The sequence below is a fragment of the Pseudomonas syringae CC1557 genome (genome assembly GCF_000452705.1).
GTDB classification, from domain to species: domain Bacteria; phylum Pseudomonadota; class Gammaproteobacteria; order Pseudomonadales; family Pseudomonadaceae; genus Aquipseudomonas; species Aquipseudomonas syringae_F.
On sequence record NZ_CP007014.1, the window covers coordinates 1,811,780 to 1,828,005 of the forward strand.

General features: G+C 57.1%; 18 protein-coding genes. 12 read left to right on the forward strand and 6 right to left on the reverse strand.

Annotation, left to right across the window (positions count from 1 at the left end; genetic code table 11):
* Positions 1-31 precede the first annotated feature (31 nt).
* Positions 32-754 carry a response regulator transcription factor gene (locus N018_RS08520; protein WP_025389330.1) on the forward strand — a complete coding sequence of 241 codons (723 nt, stop codon included), beginning with the start codon at positions 32-34 and terminating at the stop codon, positions 752-754.
* Positions 755-874: 120 nt separating this feature from the next.
* Here N018_RS08520 and N018_RS08525 read toward each other — a convergent pair whose 3' ends face one another.
* Entirely contained in the window at positions 875-1,153 is a 279-nt protein-coding gene (locus N018_RS08525; RefSeq protein WP_024644204.1) for a DUF3509 domain-containing protein, read from the reverse strand.
* Positions 1,154-1,500: 347 nt separating this feature from the next.
* Here N018_RS08525 and N018_RS08530 point away from each other — a divergent pair, with 347 nt between their 5' ends.
* Both N018_RS08530 and N018_RS08535 read left to right on the forward strand, forming a co-directional pair.
* The gene (locus tag N018_RS08530; RefSeq protein WP_025389331.1) at positions 1,501-2,046 is read left to right on the forward strand and encodes an ankyrin repeat domain-containing protein; all 546 of its coding nucleotides are present in this window, start codon (positions 1,501-1,503) and stop codon (positions 2,044-2,046) included.
* A 140-nt stretch (positions 2,047-2,186) separates the two neighbouring features.
* The gene (locus tag N018_RS08535; protein WP_024644206.1) at positions 2,187-2,705 is read left to right on the forward strand and encodes a hypothetical protein; all 519 of its coding nucleotides are present in this window, start codon (positions 2,187-2,189) and stop codon (positions 2,703-2,705) included.
* On the opposite strand, the gene N018_RS08540 is transcribed toward N018_RS08535, so the two are convergent.
* Positions 2,702-3,628: a ZIP family metal transporter gene (locus N018_RS08540; RefSeq protein ID WP_024644207.1), complete on the reverse strand. Its 927-nt coding sequence runs from the start codon at positions 3,626-3,628 to the stop codon at positions 2,702-2,704. The two genes, N018_RS08535 and N018_RS08540, sit on opposite strands and share 4 nt — an antisense overlap.
* Before the next feature lie 154 nt (positions 3,629-3,782).
* On the opposite strand from N018_RS08540, the gene N018_RS08545 reads away from it, so the two are divergent.
* The 8 genes from N018_RS08545 to N018_RS08580 all read left to right on the forward strand — a co-directional run bounded on the left by N018_RS08545 (position 3,783) and on the right by N018_RS08580 (position 12,118).
* Positions 3,783-3,974: a PLDc N-terminal domain-containing protein gene (locus tag N018_RS08545; RefSeq protein ID WP_007252184.1), complete on the forward strand. Its 192-nt coding sequence runs from the start codon at positions 3,783-3,785 to the stop codon at positions 3,972-3,974.
* Between the two features lie 200 nt (positions 3,975-4,174).
* Positions 4,175-5,035 carry a polyamine aminopropyltransferase gene (speE, locus tag N018_RS08550; protein ID WP_025389332.1) on the forward strand — a complete coding sequence of 287 codons (861 nt, stop codon included), beginning with the start codon at positions 4,175-4,177 and terminating at the stop codon, positions 5,033-5,035.
* A 264-nt stretch (positions 5,036-5,299) separates the two neighbouring features.
* A complete protein-coding gene (locus N018_RS08555) occupies positions 5,300-7,387 on the forward strand; it encodes an LTA synthase family protein (protein ID WP_025389333.1) in 2,088 nt (695 codons plus the stop codon).
* Between the two features lie 183 nt (positions 7,388-7,570).
* Positions 7,571-7,807 carry a hypothetical protein gene (locus N018_RS08560; RefSeq protein WP_024644210.1) on the forward strand — a complete coding sequence of 79 codons (237 nt, stop codon included), beginning with the start codon at positions 7,571-7,573 and terminating at the stop codon, positions 7,805-7,807.
* 247 nt (positions 7,808-8,054) lie between these two features.
* Positions 8,055-8,396, forward strand: coding sequence for a ribonuclease E inhibitor RraB (locus tag N018_RS08565; RefSeq protein WP_005617305.1), 342 nt, complete (start codon positions 8,055-8,057; stop codon positions 8,394-8,396).
* Between the two features lie 513 nt (positions 8,397-8,909).
* Entirely contained in the window at positions 8,910-10,319 is a 1,410-nt protein-coding gene (locus tag N018_RS08570) for a circularly permuted type 2 ATP-grasp protein (protein ID WP_024644211.1), read from the forward strand.
* Positions 10,320-10,331: 12 nt separating this feature from the next.
* Entirely contained in the window at positions 10,332-11,291 is a 960-nt protein-coding gene (locus N018_RS08575) for an alpha-E domain-containing protein (RefSeq protein WP_024644212.1), read from the forward strand.
* Positions 11,288-12,118, forward strand: a complete 831-nt coding sequence (locus tag N018_RS08580) for a transglutaminase family protein (RefSeq protein WP_024644213.1) — start codon at positions 11,288-11,290, stop codon at positions 12,116-12,118. Before N018_RS08575 ends, N018_RS08580 begins: the two co-directional genes overlap by 4 nt.
* Positions 12,119-12,180: 62 nt before the next feature.
* Here the strand turns inward: N018_RS08580 and N018_RS08585 are convergent, their stop codons facing one another.
* The gene (locus tag N018_RS08585) at positions 12,181-12,552 is read right to left on the reverse strand and encodes a rhodanese-like domain-containing protein (RefSeq protein WP_024644214.1); all 372 of its coding nucleotides are present in this window, start codon (positions 12,550-12,552) and stop codon (positions 12,181-12,183) included.
* Between the two features lie 616 nt (positions 12,553-13,168).
* Between N018_RS08585 and N018_RS08590 the strand changes: the two genes are divergently transcribed.
* A complete protein-coding gene (locus N018_RS08590; RefSeq protein WP_024644215.1) occupies positions 13,169-13,900 on the forward strand; it encodes an amidotransferase in 732 nt (243 codons plus the stop codon).
* On the opposite strand, the gene N018_RS08595 is transcribed toward N018_RS08590, so the two are convergent.
* The 3 genes from N018_RS08595 to N018_RS08605 all read right to left on the reverse strand — a co-directional run bounded on the left by N018_RS08595 (position 13,878) and on the right by N018_RS08605 (position 16,084).
* A complete protein-coding gene (locus N018_RS08595) occupies positions 13,878-14,849 on the reverse strand; it encodes a magnesium and cobalt transport protein CorA (RefSeq protein WP_024644216.1) in 972 nt (323 codons plus the stop codon). The two genes, N018_RS08590 and N018_RS08595, sit on opposite strands and share 23 nt — an antisense overlap.
* Positions 14,850-14,975: 126 nt before the next feature.
* Entirely contained in the window at positions 14,976-15,665 is a 690-nt protein-coding gene (locus tag N018_RS08600) for a crotonase/enoyl-CoA hydratase family protein (RefSeq protein WP_025389334.1), read from the reverse strand.
* A 125-nt stretch (positions 15,666-15,790) separates the two neighbouring features.
* Complete coding sequence (locus N018_RS08605; protein ID WP_024644218.1) at positions 15,791-16,084, reverse strand: DUF6388 family protein; 294 nt, start codon at positions 16,082-16,084, stop codon at positions 15,791-15,793.
* Positions 16,085-16,226 lie beyond the last annotated feature (142 nt).

The following is a 16,226-nucleotide window of genomic DNA, read 5'->3' on the forward strand; positions in this document are numbered from 1 at the left end:
GCCGATTCCGGGGCTTACAGGAGCGGTGGTGATGGGCAGTGCCATTACAGAGAGCGCACAGAAAGGACTGTTGATACAGCAGATGGTAAACACGATTACCGAGCTTGATGGGCAGACCGCCATCGAGAACGCCCTTGAATGGCTGCGGCGCGAATGTGATTGCGAGCGGGCGATGTTCTATCAGTTCAAAGGACCGCTATTGCTGACGTTTATCACCTCGAATGTCGACGGCCGCTGGGGCAAGGCTTATCGGCAGCATGAGCTGATCACTCAGGACCCGGTCATTCGCTACTATCGCAATCAGCTGGGTTTTTTGAACTGGCAGGATGCGTTTCGGCTATACCCGGTGTCAGCCTGTTACGACGAAGCGGTCGACGCCAGTGAGTTGCTGCCAGCCATTTCCTACGGGTATACCAGCCATTGCCGCGGCATCGAGAGCGTGACATCGGTCTGTACCCTGGCAGAGGTGGAAAAACCGATCAACGCTGAACAGAAGTATCTGGTCAGCAGTCTCATGCCGGTACTGCACAGTGTTGCGAGAGGGTTGAAGTTCTGTTCTCGCGGGTTGAGCCATCGAGAGCTGGAAACACTGCAGTGGGCCAGAGACGGGAAAACCGCCTGGGAAATATCGGTGATCCGCGATGTTTCGGAATCCACGGTCAAGTATCACCTCAAGACCATCTATTCCAAGCTGGGCGTTGCGAACAGGGCGCAAGCGGTGGGTGAAGCCTTATGTCGTGGCTTGATCAGGTAGGCAATCAACGCTAAACAGCAGGCAAAAAAAAGCCACGAAAACAGTGAGTAATCGCGGCAAACAAGGGATGAGAGAGCGTGCAACATCTCGCCGCTCCAGAGGGGCGGCGAGTAAAACGGATTAACGTGTGTGGTAAGTCGGCAGATCGAAACGGTGCTGGCTTTGCAGCATCGAGATAGCTGGCAGTTCGCTGGCTTGTGCAGCCAGGTCACGGCGAATCGCGCTGATAACCCATTCCAGTTGAACCGGCGTGTGCAGTTGCGCATAAGACACGGAGCGACGAATCTGCTTGCCGTCGTTATCACGCAGCGACACCAGAACGCCGCCATCCGGGCGAGGCTGAGTAGTCACTGTGTAGTCGGAAAATACGGAAGCGAATTTTTCTTGAATAAAAGTCATGTCTAGCGGCTCCATTGCTCATGGGATAACAAGCTTGCTAGTACTGTTGCAGTGTCTGTGCCAGTAATTGCAATGCCATTAAATCCTTTAAAAACAATGACTTGAGATATTCTCTTTTTCTGAGGCTCGTGCATTTTGCATGAACGCCTGTCGTGCACCCTGCATTTTGCGGGTTCCGGGTGGATGAGGTCGGGCATAAACGCGCACTGGAGCATTTTTGGTCGTCCAGGGTGTGCCTTGAGATGGACTGAAGAGGTTAATCGAACAGCCGACAAGAGTTGTGGTCACTGTGTTACCGCTGCCGGGACCATTGGATTCCCGGATGAACGTGTGCCAAGGAGTGATCAATGACCGATTCAGATATCAGCCAAGCGAAGACCATGACCGAGGATGAGGCAGCCGAATTTGCCGAGCAGGTCTTCGATGTAGCTCGTCAGGGCGATGCAGTCATGCTGGAGCGTCTGCTTGAAAAGGGCCTCCCTGCGGATCTGCGCAATCACAAGGGCGACACCCTGTTGATGCTGGCCAGCTATCACAGCCACCAGGACGCGGTTCGGCTATTGCTCAATCACGGCGCTGATCCGGAAATTCGTAATGACAATGGCCAGAGTCCTATTGCCGGTGCGGCGTTCAAGGGTGACCTGGGTGTCGTCAAGCTGTTGGTCGAAGCGGGTGCCAATGTGGAAGCTTCTGCTGCTGATGGCCGCACCGCGTTGATGATGGCGGCCATGTTCAACCGTAGCGAGATCGTCGACTATCTGATCAGCAAGGGGGCTGACCCGCATGTTTGTGATGCCAAGGGCATTACCGCACTGGGTGCCGCCCAGGCGATGGGGGCAGGCATCACTGCCGAGCAACTGACCAAGCTCGGTGTGCAGGCCGCCAGGTCCTGAGCTCGAATGCCCCTGAGGCACGTCAACTCAGGCAGGCTTGGATAGCAGGCATAGTTTGATAGCAGGCATAGATAGAGGCGCAAAGGATTTACCGTTATCCTTTGCGCCTCTTTTTTTGCCCGCTAGCAGGATCGCTCCCCATGAAAGACTCACTGGTCGAATTAATCAGCAAAGTCAGCTCCGGCTGCATGGCGGACGACGAAATAGCGCGTATTGCCGATGAGGCCGCCCAGGCCTACGCCGATCCGCAGGCTTTCCTGGCGGCGAACCCCGATATCAATTACGACGACAGCTTCCCGATCCCACTGGGCGAGTGGGTGGTGATTGGCAGTCTGCCGGAAACCGTGCTGTTTCAGGCTGACAGCTATATGGACCTGTTCGAACAGATCGTGCAGTCGTTCGGCAAGGACGTGACGTTCAACATCAAGTCGAAGCAACTGGCCAGGGTTGAACCGCTGGTTGCGCTCAATCGCATTCAGATTCAATTGAGCAGCATGAACAAGGACATGGGCGGTTACGTGCTGATGGACTTCAGCCAGCCGCTGGATGACGAGCTGCAAGCAGTGCTGGTCTATGGCTGCGATCAGGCACGTGTGCTTGAGCTGGCCGCGTCGGCGGGCATTCATGCCGCACCGTCGCTGCAAGCGTTGCGCGGCTAGCCGAGTGCGGTGTCCAGAAACATCATCACCGCGAACCCGCCCATCAACCCGAGTGTTGCCGAGGTCTGATGGCCGTTACGGTGGGTTTCCGGGATGACTTCATGGGACACCACAAAGATCATCGCCCCTGCTGCCAGGCCCATGCTCATCGGGTAGGCAATCGCAAACCCGCTGGAAATGCCCAGCCCTATCAATGATCCCAGCGGCTCCATGAGGCCGGAACCAATGGCGACCAGCATGGCCTTGAATGCCGACAGCCCCGTCGCGCGCAAGGCCAGCGCGATGGCCAGGCCTTCCGGAATGTCCTGAATCGCAATGGCGGTGGTCAACGGCAGGCCGACATTCAGGTCGCCGCTGGCGAAGCTGACACCGATGGCCATGCCTTCGGGGAGGTTGTGCAACGTGATTGCCAGCACGAACAGCCAGACCCGGTTGATGCGCTCCGAATGCGGTCCCTGACGGCCGACGCTTTCGTGCTCATGCGGGGTGAACTTGTCCAGCCCCAGCATCAGCAGAACGCCCAGCCCCAGGCCGGCCACCACCGTCGCCGCGGCAAAGGGGCCGGTGCCGGTAATCTCCCGGGCAGCTTCCAGTCCCGGCAGAATAAGCGAGAACGAGCTGGCAGCCAGCATCATGCCTGCGGCAAAGCCAAGCATGATGTCCTGAGCGCGTTGCGTCACATCGCGCAGGGCCACAGCAATGACCGCACCCAGCGCGGTGGCCATAAAGCCTGCGATGCCGCCCAGCAGTGCGTGATTGAAGTTGACCTGGCTCGTGCCATAAAACGCGTTGTACAGGCTGGCACCGCTCAGACCGACGACGGACAGCAGTGCAATTGCCAGACCCAGGCTCACCAGCGGGCTGGTCTGGAGGTGGGAAAGCCACGTCTCCCTGGATGTTCCGGGCTGTGCAGGTGATGGCATAAGGGGGCATACCTTTCTTTCTGATGACTGAGCGCGATGGCGAGCTGAAAAAACGGCCCTCGTCTCGGAGCCCGAGAATATACAGTTGGTTCAATGGAACCCGCGAACGGCGCGACTATCCTAGGAGGGTAAGCATTCATTAAGAGGCAACACCATGGGTTCGTCATTCAATGGCCTGGTCGGTCTGATTATTCTGGCGCTCGATATCTGGGCCATTATCAACGTCTTGAAAAGCAACGCCGAGACCGGGAAGAAAATTCTCTGGGTGTTGTTGATTGTCCTGTTGCCGGTACTGGGTCTGATTATCTGGGCGATTCTCGGACCGCGCGGCAACGTGCGTATCTGATACATCTGAAGTTCGACATCAACGCCTGACTACGCATGTAGTCAGGCGTTTTTCGTTTTCGGGTCAGGGGTTTGCAGGACGGGCTAGCCGATATGACCGCAGAGAGGTTCGACCTGTCATGTACATCGACGTAGAATGCGCGCCTTTGTTGTTGTGGGCGGTCGGCCGTCCTGTCATCAGTATCCAGCGGGAGCTTACCCATGAGCGATTATCAGGAAACGTTGTACGAAGGCTACGGCCAGCGCTTTCGTATCGAAAAGATGCTTCACGAAGTCCGCACCGAGCACCAGCATCTGGTGATCTTCCAGAACCCGCGCATGGGCCGGGTCATGGCGCTGGACGGCGTGATCCAGACCACCGAAGCGGATGAATTCATCTACCACGAAATGCTCACCCATGTGCCGATCCTGGCACACGGTGCAGCCAAGCGTGTACTGATCATCGGCGGGGGTGATGGCGGCATGCTGCGTGAAGTCGCCAAGCACATGAGCGTTGAACACATCACCATGGTCGAGATCGATAGCACGGTGGTGGAGATGTGCAAGGAGTTCCTGCCCAACCACTCAAGCGGGGCGTTCGAGGATTCACGTCTGAATCTGGTGATCGACGATGGCATGCGCTTTGTAGCGACCACCGAAGAGAAGTTCGACGTGATCATCTCCGATTCCACTGACCCTATCGGTCCGGGTGAAGTCCTGTTTTCGGAAAACTTCTATCAGGCCTGCCACCGTTGCCTGAACGAAGGCGGCATCCTGGTGACCCAGAACGGCACGCCTTTCATGCAACTGAGCGGTGTACAGACCACTGCCGGGCGCATGAACGGTCTGTTTGCCGATTGGCATTTCTATCAGGCGGCCATTCCGACCTACATCGGTGGGGCGATGACCTTCGCTTGGGGCGCGACTAACAAGAGCTACCGCAAACTGCCGCTGGAAACCCTGCGTCAGCGCTTTTCAGGCAGCGGTATTGTTACGCGTTATTACAACCCTGAAGTCCATATCGGTTCGTTCGCATTGCCACAGTACGTGCTCCAGGCTGTCGGCAAAGCCAGCAACGACTGACCGCACCGGTTTGGCGTTGTGGTCCGACGGTCTGTAGCGACGCCGGACAGATGCCGTCACGGGGCGCTTGCGACAGAAAATTCACACGGTATGGCCCAGAATTGCGCGCGAAGCTGAACAGGCGCGCGCCTTCATGGGCTGAGCGGGCCCCATGCGGTCCGCAATCAAGTATTATCTGCGCCCTGTCGCGCACCGCCAGTCCCTGAGAGGAGGGCGGTGCTGCACCACCGAACCTACCCCTGAATCCACCGGATCCTGACAACCATGGCCAAAACGGACGCCCAGATTCATCGGCAAGCCCGCCTGCATAACCCGACCGTCAAATCGCATCTCGCGTATATCCTGCTCAGCGGCTTCGCTTTGATGGTGATGTACACGCTGCTGCGTATTGCCCTGCTGGTCTACAACCGCGAGATGATTGGCGATACGCCAGCCTCGACCTTTATTGAAGCGCTGTTCAATGGCATGCGTTTCGACCTGCGCCTGACGATGTATCTGTTGATTCCGCTGGTGCTGTCGCTGTTCAGCGCCAGGGCCATGGCGGCACGTGGGTTCTTCCGCTTCTGGCTGACTCTGGTGGGCAGCATCACGCTGTTCCTGGGTCTGATGGAAATGGACTTCTATCGCGAGTTTCACCAGCGCCTGAACGGTCTGGTGTTCCAGTACGTGAAAGAAGACCCCAAAACCGTTCTGAGCATGCTGTGGTATGGCTTTCCGGTCGTGCGCTACCTGCTGGCATGGGCAGCGGTCACCTGGCTGCTAAGCCTGGTATTCAAGGGCATCGACCGTTTGACGCGTCCGCGCACCGTTACCACGACGGGCACCCACTCTGTCAGTTCGGTTGCACCCTGGTACATGCGTGCCGGTGTTTTCGTTGTGGTGTTGCTGGTCATGGTGGTGTGCATTCGCGGCACCGTGCGCCAGGGGCCGCCGCTGCGTTGGGGTGATGCGTATACCACCGACTCGAACTTCGCCAATCAGTTGGGTCTCAACGGCACACTGACCCTTATTACTGCGGCGAAAAGCCGTATGTCCGAGGATCGCGACAACATCTGGAAAGCCACGCTGCCTCAGGCCGAAGCACAGCAGACCGTGCGTGACATGCTGCTGACCCCGAATGACAAACTGGTCGAGCCGGACATCGCTGCAGTGCGTCGTGACTTCACGCCGCCCGCCGAAAACACGCTGCCTATCCGTAACGTCGTTGTGATTCTGATGGAAAGCTTTGCCGGTCACTCGGTTGGGGCGTTGGGCAACGATGCCAACATCACACCGTACTTCGACAAGCTGTCCAAAGAAGGGCTGTTGTTCGATCACTTCTTTTCCAACGGCACGCATACCCACCAGGGCATGTTCGCCACCATGGCATGCTTTCCTAACCTGCCGGGTTTCGAGTACCTGATGCAGACGCCGGAAGGCGCTCACAAGTTGTCCGGCCTGCCGCAGTTGCTCAGTGCAGGTCGCAACTACGATGACGTCTATGTCTACAACGGCAATTTTGCCTGGGACAACCAGTCGGGTTTCTTCAGCAATCAGGGCATGACCAACTTCGTTGGCCGTGAGGACTTCGTCAACCCGGTGTTCTCCGATCCGACGTGGGGTGTTTCCGACCAGGACATGTTCGACCGTGGTGCTCAGGAGCTCAAGGCGCGTCAGGATGGCAAGCCATTCTATGCGCTGTTGCAGACGCTCTCGAACCACACGCCATATGCGCTGCCGGACCCTCTGCCTGTCGAGCGCGTTACCGGGCACGGTTCGCTGGACGAGCACTTGACCGCCATGCGCTATGCCGACTGGGCGCTGGGCCAGTTCTTCGAGAAGGCCAAAAAAGAGCCGTACTTCAAGAACACCCTGTTCGTGGTATTGGGTGACCATGGATTCGGCAACAACAAACAGCTGACTGAAATGGACCTGGGTCGTTTCAATGTGCCATTGCTGCTGATCGGTCCAGGCGTCCAGGAGAAGTTCGGCCAGCGCAGCAGCATCGTCGGTACTCAGGTCGATGTAGTGCCTACCATCATGGGGCGTCTGGGTGGCCAGAACCGCAACCAGTGCTGGGGACGCGACCTGTTGAACCTGCCGGAAGGTGACAAGGGGTTCGGTGTTATCAAACCGTCGGGCAGCGAACAGGTGGTCGCAATCATCAATGGCAACCGCATTCTGATCGAGCCGACTGAAATGCCTGCCAAGTTGCTGACCTACACCCTGGGCGCCAATCCGCATGCCGAAGAAGTGCCTGATGCGCCTGACACCCAGGAGCTCAAGCGCAAGCTGGAAAGCTTCCTGCAGACGGCGACCAAGAGCCTTCTGGACAACACGGCCGGTGTCGAGGCCAGCAAGAACCGCAACTGACGAAGACTGACTCGCCGAACTGGCCAGTCATGCTACGGAAAAGGCCCTTGGCATTCACTGCAAGGGCCTTTTGTTTTGCCCGCCATCAGCTAGTGTCCATCGCTGATCCGGTGGAACGAATGCGCTGGTAAAAAGGTCCTTATCCCATAAGCCAGAGTGCCTGGCTTCGTTATGGAGGCATTGATGAAACAGTGGGCCATTTTGTATCTGGACAAGGATGGCGTGCAGCAGCGTCATGTGGCCGCTTTCGAGGCGCGCCCCAGCGAGGAAGAAGTTGCGCAATTGCTGCGCAAGGGTCTTTATCCGTTGACGGACGAACTGGATCTCAACGATCTTGACGGACGCACCGAAGAGCCTACTGTGAAGACGCTCAAGGACCATAACAGTGTGGAGATCATTTCCATTACAGAAGCGAGCTGATCCTCACCGATTAAAAACCTTTTCGTGCCAACCACTTGGCATACGGTCCGCGATAGGGCTAATCTGCAGATGAGGCCATTTTCAAATGGCCTCTGACATCCCGATACCGGGCCTGTGCGCAAGCCCTGTCTGGTCAGCTACATGCTTGATTCCCCACGCCGGATTATCTGTCGTGCGGTGACCACTCATCCCGTGGTCGCCCTGGAAGAGTTGAAACTCTATCTATCGTTGCATAGGAGGACGTTTCATGAGCACAGCCTATCAAGAGGACATCAGCAGTAATGTTCTGCGCCGCATGAAAGAAGGCGGTTTTGATTTTGCGCGAATCTATCCCATCGAGTTCTATGCCATTTTCCCGGACGAGGAACGGGCACGGCAGGCCGCAGAGCAGTTTCGCGGTGAATCCCTCAACACCCAGATAAACGTACGTGATGACGGTGCCTGGCACTTGCAACTGAGCAAAGTGATGTATGCGACGTACGACGGAATCGGTGATTTCGAGCAGGATTTTCAGATGGTGATTTCGCCCATGGATGGAGAAGTCGAAGGTTGGGGTGTCACTCAGGAGATCAGAAGACTGCACGCTTGATATGCGCTGTTTGAACAGGTTGAAACAGAGCACTGATCGGCCTGACCAGGATGACGTCCCGGTCAGGCCGTTTTGTTTTAAATACGTCGCGTGCGCGAATCCGGGCTTTTTTGCCACGACTTGTGTATCACCATGAAAATGTCGGCAAAAAAAAGCCACTCAAACGAGTGGCGCAAAGGGAAGTCTGTTTCGAGAGCGTTTGGTAACGTCGTGGCGGTTCAGGCCTGAAAAAGCTAACGCAAAGATGGCGTTGGGTGCCGTGTTTGCTCGGTTGCTGGCGATTGTGGCGAACTATTGCCGCGTGAGGAAATCAACTCTCGCTATGCTGATCATAGATTTCAAGGTTGAATGACGCATCTGAATGAGGCGTAAGAGAATTGGCTTGGGCGTTTAATGCACAGGAATGGTGCAGAGAATGCCGGTTTTTTATTCAAGTCCTTGATATCAATGCGTTTATGTCGGTGGCACGGGCCTTGCGATGGTCTTGGTGTCCACGGTGACAAGGAGTACGGCATGATCCGCACCTTTTATGACGAGATGTACGATGCTGGCGGTGTTGTTCGCCCGCATTATCGGGAGTTCGCCCGCTGGTTGGGTGATACGCCACCTGAGCTGCTGGCTCAACGCAGGCGTGAAGCCGATTTACTGTTTCATCGCGCCGGGATCACGTTCACGCTCTATGGTGACGAACAGGGCACCGAGCGGCTTATCCCGTTCGATACCATTCCGCGCAGCATTCCCGCGAGCGAGTGGCGCATTGTCGAGCGCGGCTGCATTCAGCGTGTGAAGGCCCTGAACATGTTTCTGGCTGATCTGTACCACGATCAGCGCATCATCAAGGCCGGGATCATTCCTGCCGAGCAGGTGCTGGCCAACGAGCAATATCAGTTGGCAATGCAAGGCCTAAATCTGCACCGTGATCTGTACTCGCACATTTCCGGCGTCGATCTGGTGCGCGATGGCGACGGCACGTATTACGTACTGGAGGACAACCTGCGCACGCCTAGCGGTGTGAGCTACATGCTCGAAGATCGCAAGATGATGATGCGTTTGTTTCCGGAGCTGTTCTCTGCGCAACGCATCGCGCCGATCGATCACTACCCGAACCTGCTGCTCGACACGCTCAAGAGTTCCAGCCATCTGGACAATCCGAGTGTAGTGGTGCTGACGCCTGGCCGCTTCAACAGCGCCTTTTTTGAGCATGCGTTTCTGGCTCGCGAGATGGGCGTCGAACTGGTGGAAGGTGCTGACCTGTTTGTAAGGGATGACCGGGTGTTCATGCGCACCACCGATGGCCCGAAAGCCGTCGATGTGATCTACCGTCGTCTGGACGATGCGTTCCTCGATCCGCTGGCGTTCAATCCCGATTCGATGCTGGGTGTGCCGGGCCTGCTGTCCGCCTACCGCTCCGGCAACGTGGTGCTGGCCAATGCCATCGGCACGGGGGTGGCAGACGACAAGTCGGTCTATCCGTATGTCACCGACATGATTCGTTTCTATCTGGACGAAGAGCCGATTCTCAAGAACGTACCAACCTGGCAGTGCCGCAAGCCGGAAGAGCTGTCACACGTGCTGGCCAACCTGGGAGACCTTGTCGTCAAGGAAACCCAGGGCTCCGGCGGCTACGGCATGCTGGTCGGCCCTGCAGCGACGGCCGCCGAGATTGAATCCTTTCGTGCGCGTCTCAAAGCCAAGCCACATGCCTACATTGCCCAGCCAACGCTGTGCCTGTCGACCTGCCCGACCTTTGTCGAGAACGGCATTGCCCCGCGACATATCGATTTGCGCCCCTTTGTCTTGTCCGGTCGCGAAACCCGCGTCGTACCTGGCGGCCTCACCCGCGTAGCGTTACGTGAAGGTTCGCTGGTCGTGAATTCGTCTCAGGGTGGCGGAACCAAAGACACCTGGGTGGTCGAGGATTAAGGATGCCTGCCAATGTTAAGTAGAACTGCCTCCGATCTTTTCTGGATGTCGCGTTACCTGGAGCGAGCAGAGAATCTCGCCCGAATGCTGGACGTGAGCTATTCGCTGTCGTTGATGCCCCAGGATGGGCGTGGCGACGGGCTGGATGAAATAGCCATGCCACTGCTGATTACCGGAACCCTGGAAACCTATATCGAACGTCATGGTGAACTGCATGCCGAGCGCATGCTGCATTTCTTTGCCCTGGACGCGACCAACCCGGCAAGCATCTACAGCTGCCTGGGCGCGGCACGTGCCAGCGCGCACGCGGTACGCGGCCGGATTACGGCGGACATGTGGGAGAACATCAACTCCACGTGGCTGGAAATCCGTGGCATCGCTCAGCAAGGCCTGACGCGCTACGGCATGAGTCGGTTCTGCGAGTGGGTCAAGGAGCGTTCGCACCTGTTCCGCGGTGCCACTTACGGCACCATCATGCGTAACGATGCCTTTCGCTTCATTCGTCTGGGGACTTTCATCGAACGCGCCGACAACACCATGCGCATGCTCGATGCCCGCTATGAGATGCTCGAATTGCGTGGCCCGCAGGCGAATGCCGCTGCCGACAACTCGGCGGCCGGTTACTACCAGTGGAGCGCCTTGCTGCGCGCACTGTCATCGTTCGAGGCTTACACTGAAGTCTATCGAGACGCCCCTGGCGCACGTCAGGTTGCCGAGCTTTTGCTGTTGCGTGCCGATATTCCGCGTTCGTTGCGCGCCTGTCTGGAAGAGATGGATGTCATCCTCGCCAGCCTGCCAGGCATCAACGGTCGCCCGGCACAGCGCATGGCGGCCGAAATGGACGCGCGACTGCGCTACACGAGCATCGACGAAATCCTCGATGAAGGCCTGCACGAGTGGCTGAACGAATTCATCCCGATGTTGGCCCAATTGGGTGATGCCATCCACATATCGTACCTGGAGGCTGCATGAGACTCTCTATAAGCCACGAGACCACCTATCACTACGATGATCAGGTGCGTTCGAGTATCCAGTACCTGCGCCTGACCCCCCATGACAGCGAGCGCCAGCAAGTGCTCAGCTGGCAGCTGACGCTACCGCGCCCGGTGCGGGCGCAGGTCGACCCGTTCGGCAATATCCTGCACGTGCTGAGTCTGGAAGAGCCGCACGAAGAAATCATTATCGGCGCGCGCGGGCAGGTAGAAATCGACGAAACCTGCGAAGCCGAGCATGAGAGCCAGTCGGCGCTGCCGTTCCTGCGCGTGACGCGCCTGACCGAGCCGGACGAAGCGATTCGCAGCTTTGCGGCAAAAGAGTGTCGCAAGCGCAACGACCGTACCGCACTGATTGATCTGATGCAGGCGTTGAATCAGCACATGACGTACACCCAGGGCGCGACAGAGGTCGATACCTGCGCGGCCCAGGCATTTGCCGGTCGCTCAGGCGTCTGCCAGGACCATACTCACGCGTTTCTGGCCTGCGCTCGTAGTCTGGGCGTGCCGGCACGTTATGTATCCGGTTATCTGTGCAGTGAGGACAGCGAGCATCTGTCCAGCCATGCCTGGGCCGAGGCATGGATCGATAACGCGTGGTACAGCTTCGATGTGACGAACCAGCTGGCGATTCCCGAGCGCCATCTTAAACTGGCCGTCGGGCTGGATTATCTGGATGCCTGTCCGGTGCGTGGCATGCGCCGTGGCGGCGGATCGGAACAGATGCACGCCAAGGTCGTGGTTTCACCCATGACCGGCACGCCCAAAGTGAAGACCAGGGTTCAGGCTCAAAGCCAGCATCAGTAGGGCGAGTGCTGCGCGGATTGATCTGAAGCAATCTGCGCATCGCTAAAGGGTCATGGCCGGACTTATTCCGCAGGGTCGTCAGAGGTGTCGTATAGCGCGTTATGCAACTCTTCGTAGTTGCCGCCGTTGATGACGCTGAAGTAACCCGCCGCCGTCAGTTTGTCCTGCGCCCTGTTAGCCTTGTTGTTATCGCTGCTGAAGATGACAAATACCGTATTGCGGTCGTTGAGTACCTGTTTCATCTGCTTGACCAGCCGCCCCTCATCGACCCGCACGGCGTTCAGCACAGTACCCGCCTCATAGTCGCTCTGGCTGCGCACATCCATCGCCAACTTGCCTTCTTTCAAGGCCGCCACCGCTGCAGCCTGATCCACAACGCCCGCCTGTGCAGCGAAGCTGCCTGCGAGTGCGCATAACGCTATCCATCCGCGCATAAGCCCGTCTCCCTTCATTCGAGTGGAAAGAGTGGCATAGTTGCACGCGGGACGAAAGCGTAGCGGATCAGCCAAACAATCGATTAAGGTTTGGCACGATCAGTAGTAGCGTGGTGGTAAACAGGATGAGTCCTGCCTGACGTACTTTAGAACGTTTGAGTTTGAGCATGGCTGACCGCCTTTTGTTTTTATTCCTGACGATTTAACGCGCCGTATGTTGCAAATAGATGGCGAGTCATCGATTGCTGACACGATTTAGCATTGAACAGACGGGGCCAGTCATCTGACCGCTCCCCCGAGCGCTGAAGGGTTTTTCGTCGCTCTCTCTGTTACAGATATAAACATAGAGCTGACGTGCGCTGGTCCATAGAACCGTTCGGCATTTAAAATTGCTTTATCTAAACGCCTGGTTATCAATATACCCATGCGTGGGGCTACAGCCCTTTGCTAGACACTTCCTGCGAAATTGACTGTTTTGTACCGTTCGTCCGAGTCAGAGTTGTCCTGCATCTTACGCGCGCGCCTTCTGTACGCTCGGCGCTGCTTGATTTAGCAGGGTCTTAAAGGCAGGCTTCGTAGGTTGGCTTTACCTCATTACTGTTTCAGGTCCTCATTTATGTCTTTACGCATCTGTATTCTGGAAACCGATAACCTGCGTCCGGAGCTGGTTGAGCAGTATCAGGGTTACGGACGGATGTTCGAATTGCTGTTTGCGCGTCAGCCAATCCCTACAGAACTGTCGGTATACAACGTGGTGCAGGGCGTTTACCCACCTCAGGACGAGCGCTTCGACGCCTATCTGGTTACCGGCAGCAAAGCCGACTCGTTCGGCACCGATCCCTGGATACAAACGTTGAAGGTCTACTTGCTCGAGCTTTACCAGCGCGGCGAAAAGCTGCTGGGTATCTGCTTTGGCCACCAGTTGCTGGCGTTATTGCTGGGCGGCAAGACCGAACGTGCCACTCAGGGTTGGGGTGTGGGTATCCATCATTATCAGCTGGGAACCGCCACGCCGTGGATGACCCCGAAGATGGACACGCTGACGTTATTGATCAGCCATCAGGATCAGGTCACTGCGCTGCCCGAGAACGCCACGGTGATTGCTTCCAGCGAGTTTTGCCCGTACGCGGCTTATCACATCAACCATCAAGTGCTGTGCTTCCAGGGCCACCCTGAATTCATTCACGAGTTTTCACGCCGCTTGCTGGACCTTCGTCAGGAAGCACTGGGCGAGCAGATTTACCGGCAGGGCGTCGCCAGCCTTGATCATGATCACCACGGGGCCACAGTGGCAGAGTGGATGATGCGCTTTGTGGCGCATCGCTCTACAACCAGCCCGAGCGTTTGAAGCTGGCAAACAATGCTCCGCAGCCACCGAAGATTACGCCGAGCACGATGAAGTAGCCGTAGTGCCAGGTGAGTTCGGGCATGTTTTCGAAGTTCATGCCGTAGATCCCGGCAATTGCAGTCGGGAACGCCAGAATCGCTGCCCAGCCGGCAAACTTGCGCTGCACGATACTTTGTCGTGACGACTCCAGCAGCAGACCGATTTCGATGGTCTGGCTGGCGATGTCACACAGGTTACCGAGGTCTTCCATCTGCCGTTTGACGTGGATCTCGACATCGCGGAAGTACGGCCGCATGTTCTTGTCGATGAACGGAAAACTGAGTCTCTGCAGCTCCTCGCCCACTTCTACCATCGGCGCCACATAGCGACGCATGCGCAACAGGTCGCGGCGCAGCGCGTGGATGTGCTGGATGTCGGACTCGCGCAACGCACCGCCGATCACGCTCTGCTCCAGCAGCTCAAGCTCGGCATGAATGGCTTCTGTCACCGGTTGATAATTTTCGGTGACGAAATCCAGCAGGGCGTACAGCACGAAGTCCTCGCCATGTTCCAGCAGCAGTGGTCTTGCTTCGCAACGCTGACGTACCAGCCCGTAGGACTTGGAGTGCCCATTGCGTGAGGTAATCACGTAGCCCTTGCCGGCGAAGATATGCGTTTCGATGAACAGCAGCTTGCCGTTATCGCGCACCGGCGCATAGGTCACGATGAACAGCGCATCGCCGAAGGTTTCCAGCTTCGGACGACTGTGAACCTCCATGGCATCTTCAAGGGCCAGTTCATGCAGGTTGAACTGCTCTTTCAGGCTGGTCAGTTCCTCTGCACTGGGTTGCTCCAGCCCGATCCAGACGAAATGGTCAGGCTTGGCGGCCCAGGCAGCACCTTCATCAAGAGTGATGTCCCGGACTTTCTTGCCTTTGCTGTAAACCGCTGCTGCAACAACTCGACCCATGGCGCTATCGCTTCTTCAATATGTCAGTGGCGCAAATGATCATGCGCGGTAGCTGATCAGATTGATCAAATGCGGATCAGTTCGCGGATAAACGAAAGCCCGCACAGGCGGGCTTCGGGTCAAGCGTCAAAGCAGGTGCTGTCGATCCTCTTCGATCGCGGCATCCAGTGTATCGAGCAATGCTTTTCTGGCCTTGAGCTTGGTTTTCCTGTGCGCGTTCATGTTGATCTTCTTGAACTGCGCCGCGACCGCCAATGCGGTACTTTGCAGCTCTTCGGCGCTGACCACCTTGTCCAGAAAACCTGCCGCCATTGCCGCTTCGGGATCGAACATTTCGGCGTTGATCACCGAGCGGTTGAACGCTGATTTACGCAGTCGGTCACGGGCCAGCTCGATACCGGCGTGGTGCATGGTCATGCCGATCTGCACTTCGTTCAGGCCGATGCTGAAGGGGCCCGCCACACCGATTCTGTAATCTGCAGACAGCAGCAGAAACGCACCTTTGGCGACGGCGTGGCCGGGGCAGGCGACAATGATCGGGAAGGGGTGCGACAGCATGCGTCGTGCCAGCGTCGAGCCTTTTGCGACCAGGTCAATTGCGGCTTCGGCGCTCGACGTCATGACCTTGAGGTCGTAGCCGCCCGACAGAATGCCCGGCTGACCGGTCAGAATAACGATGGCCCGATCTTTTTCGGCCTGATCCAGTGCGGCGTTGAACGCGACAATCACCTCTGGGGAGATGGCATTGACCTTGCCGTTGTTCAGGGTCAGCGTGGCAACGCCGTCGTCCAGATGGTACGAGACCAGATCACTCATGACGTGATTCCTTTATTGAAGTAGGCAGACGTTACTCATCCACAAAGATCAGGTAAAGCGCTGACTGGCCGGTCACTGAATGGCTTGCTGATCAATGGCCGATTCGCCGGTATACAAGGCCCCGGTCACGGCTGGATATCGTTGAAACCGCAATATTCTTCCCAGTCCATTCCCAGCGCCTCGGCCACCTGGTGATGCGCTTCCAGACGCATGCTCTGCAACTGCTCGGGCGACTCGGCAATCAGTTCCAGCGCCAGTTCCCATGGCTCAATGCCTTGATCTTCTGCCTCGTCTTCGAAGGCCCATTGCACTTGCTGCTTTTGCTCTTCAGGGCTCAGGCTGCTGATTTCATCCTTCAGGGTCGGATGCGTCGCGAGGTATTTCGCCAGCGCGGCTTCGTTCCACTCAAGTGCGTTCATGGCAGGTTCCTCAAACGGGTAGATGGCCGTACGCATCTCGGTGCGGCCTGAAAAGAACGCGTGATTGTGCGGGAGCAGAGGATTGATGTCAGCACCTGGACAGGTTAATCGCTAGAGTGTCAGAGAATCTGCAGCTATCCAT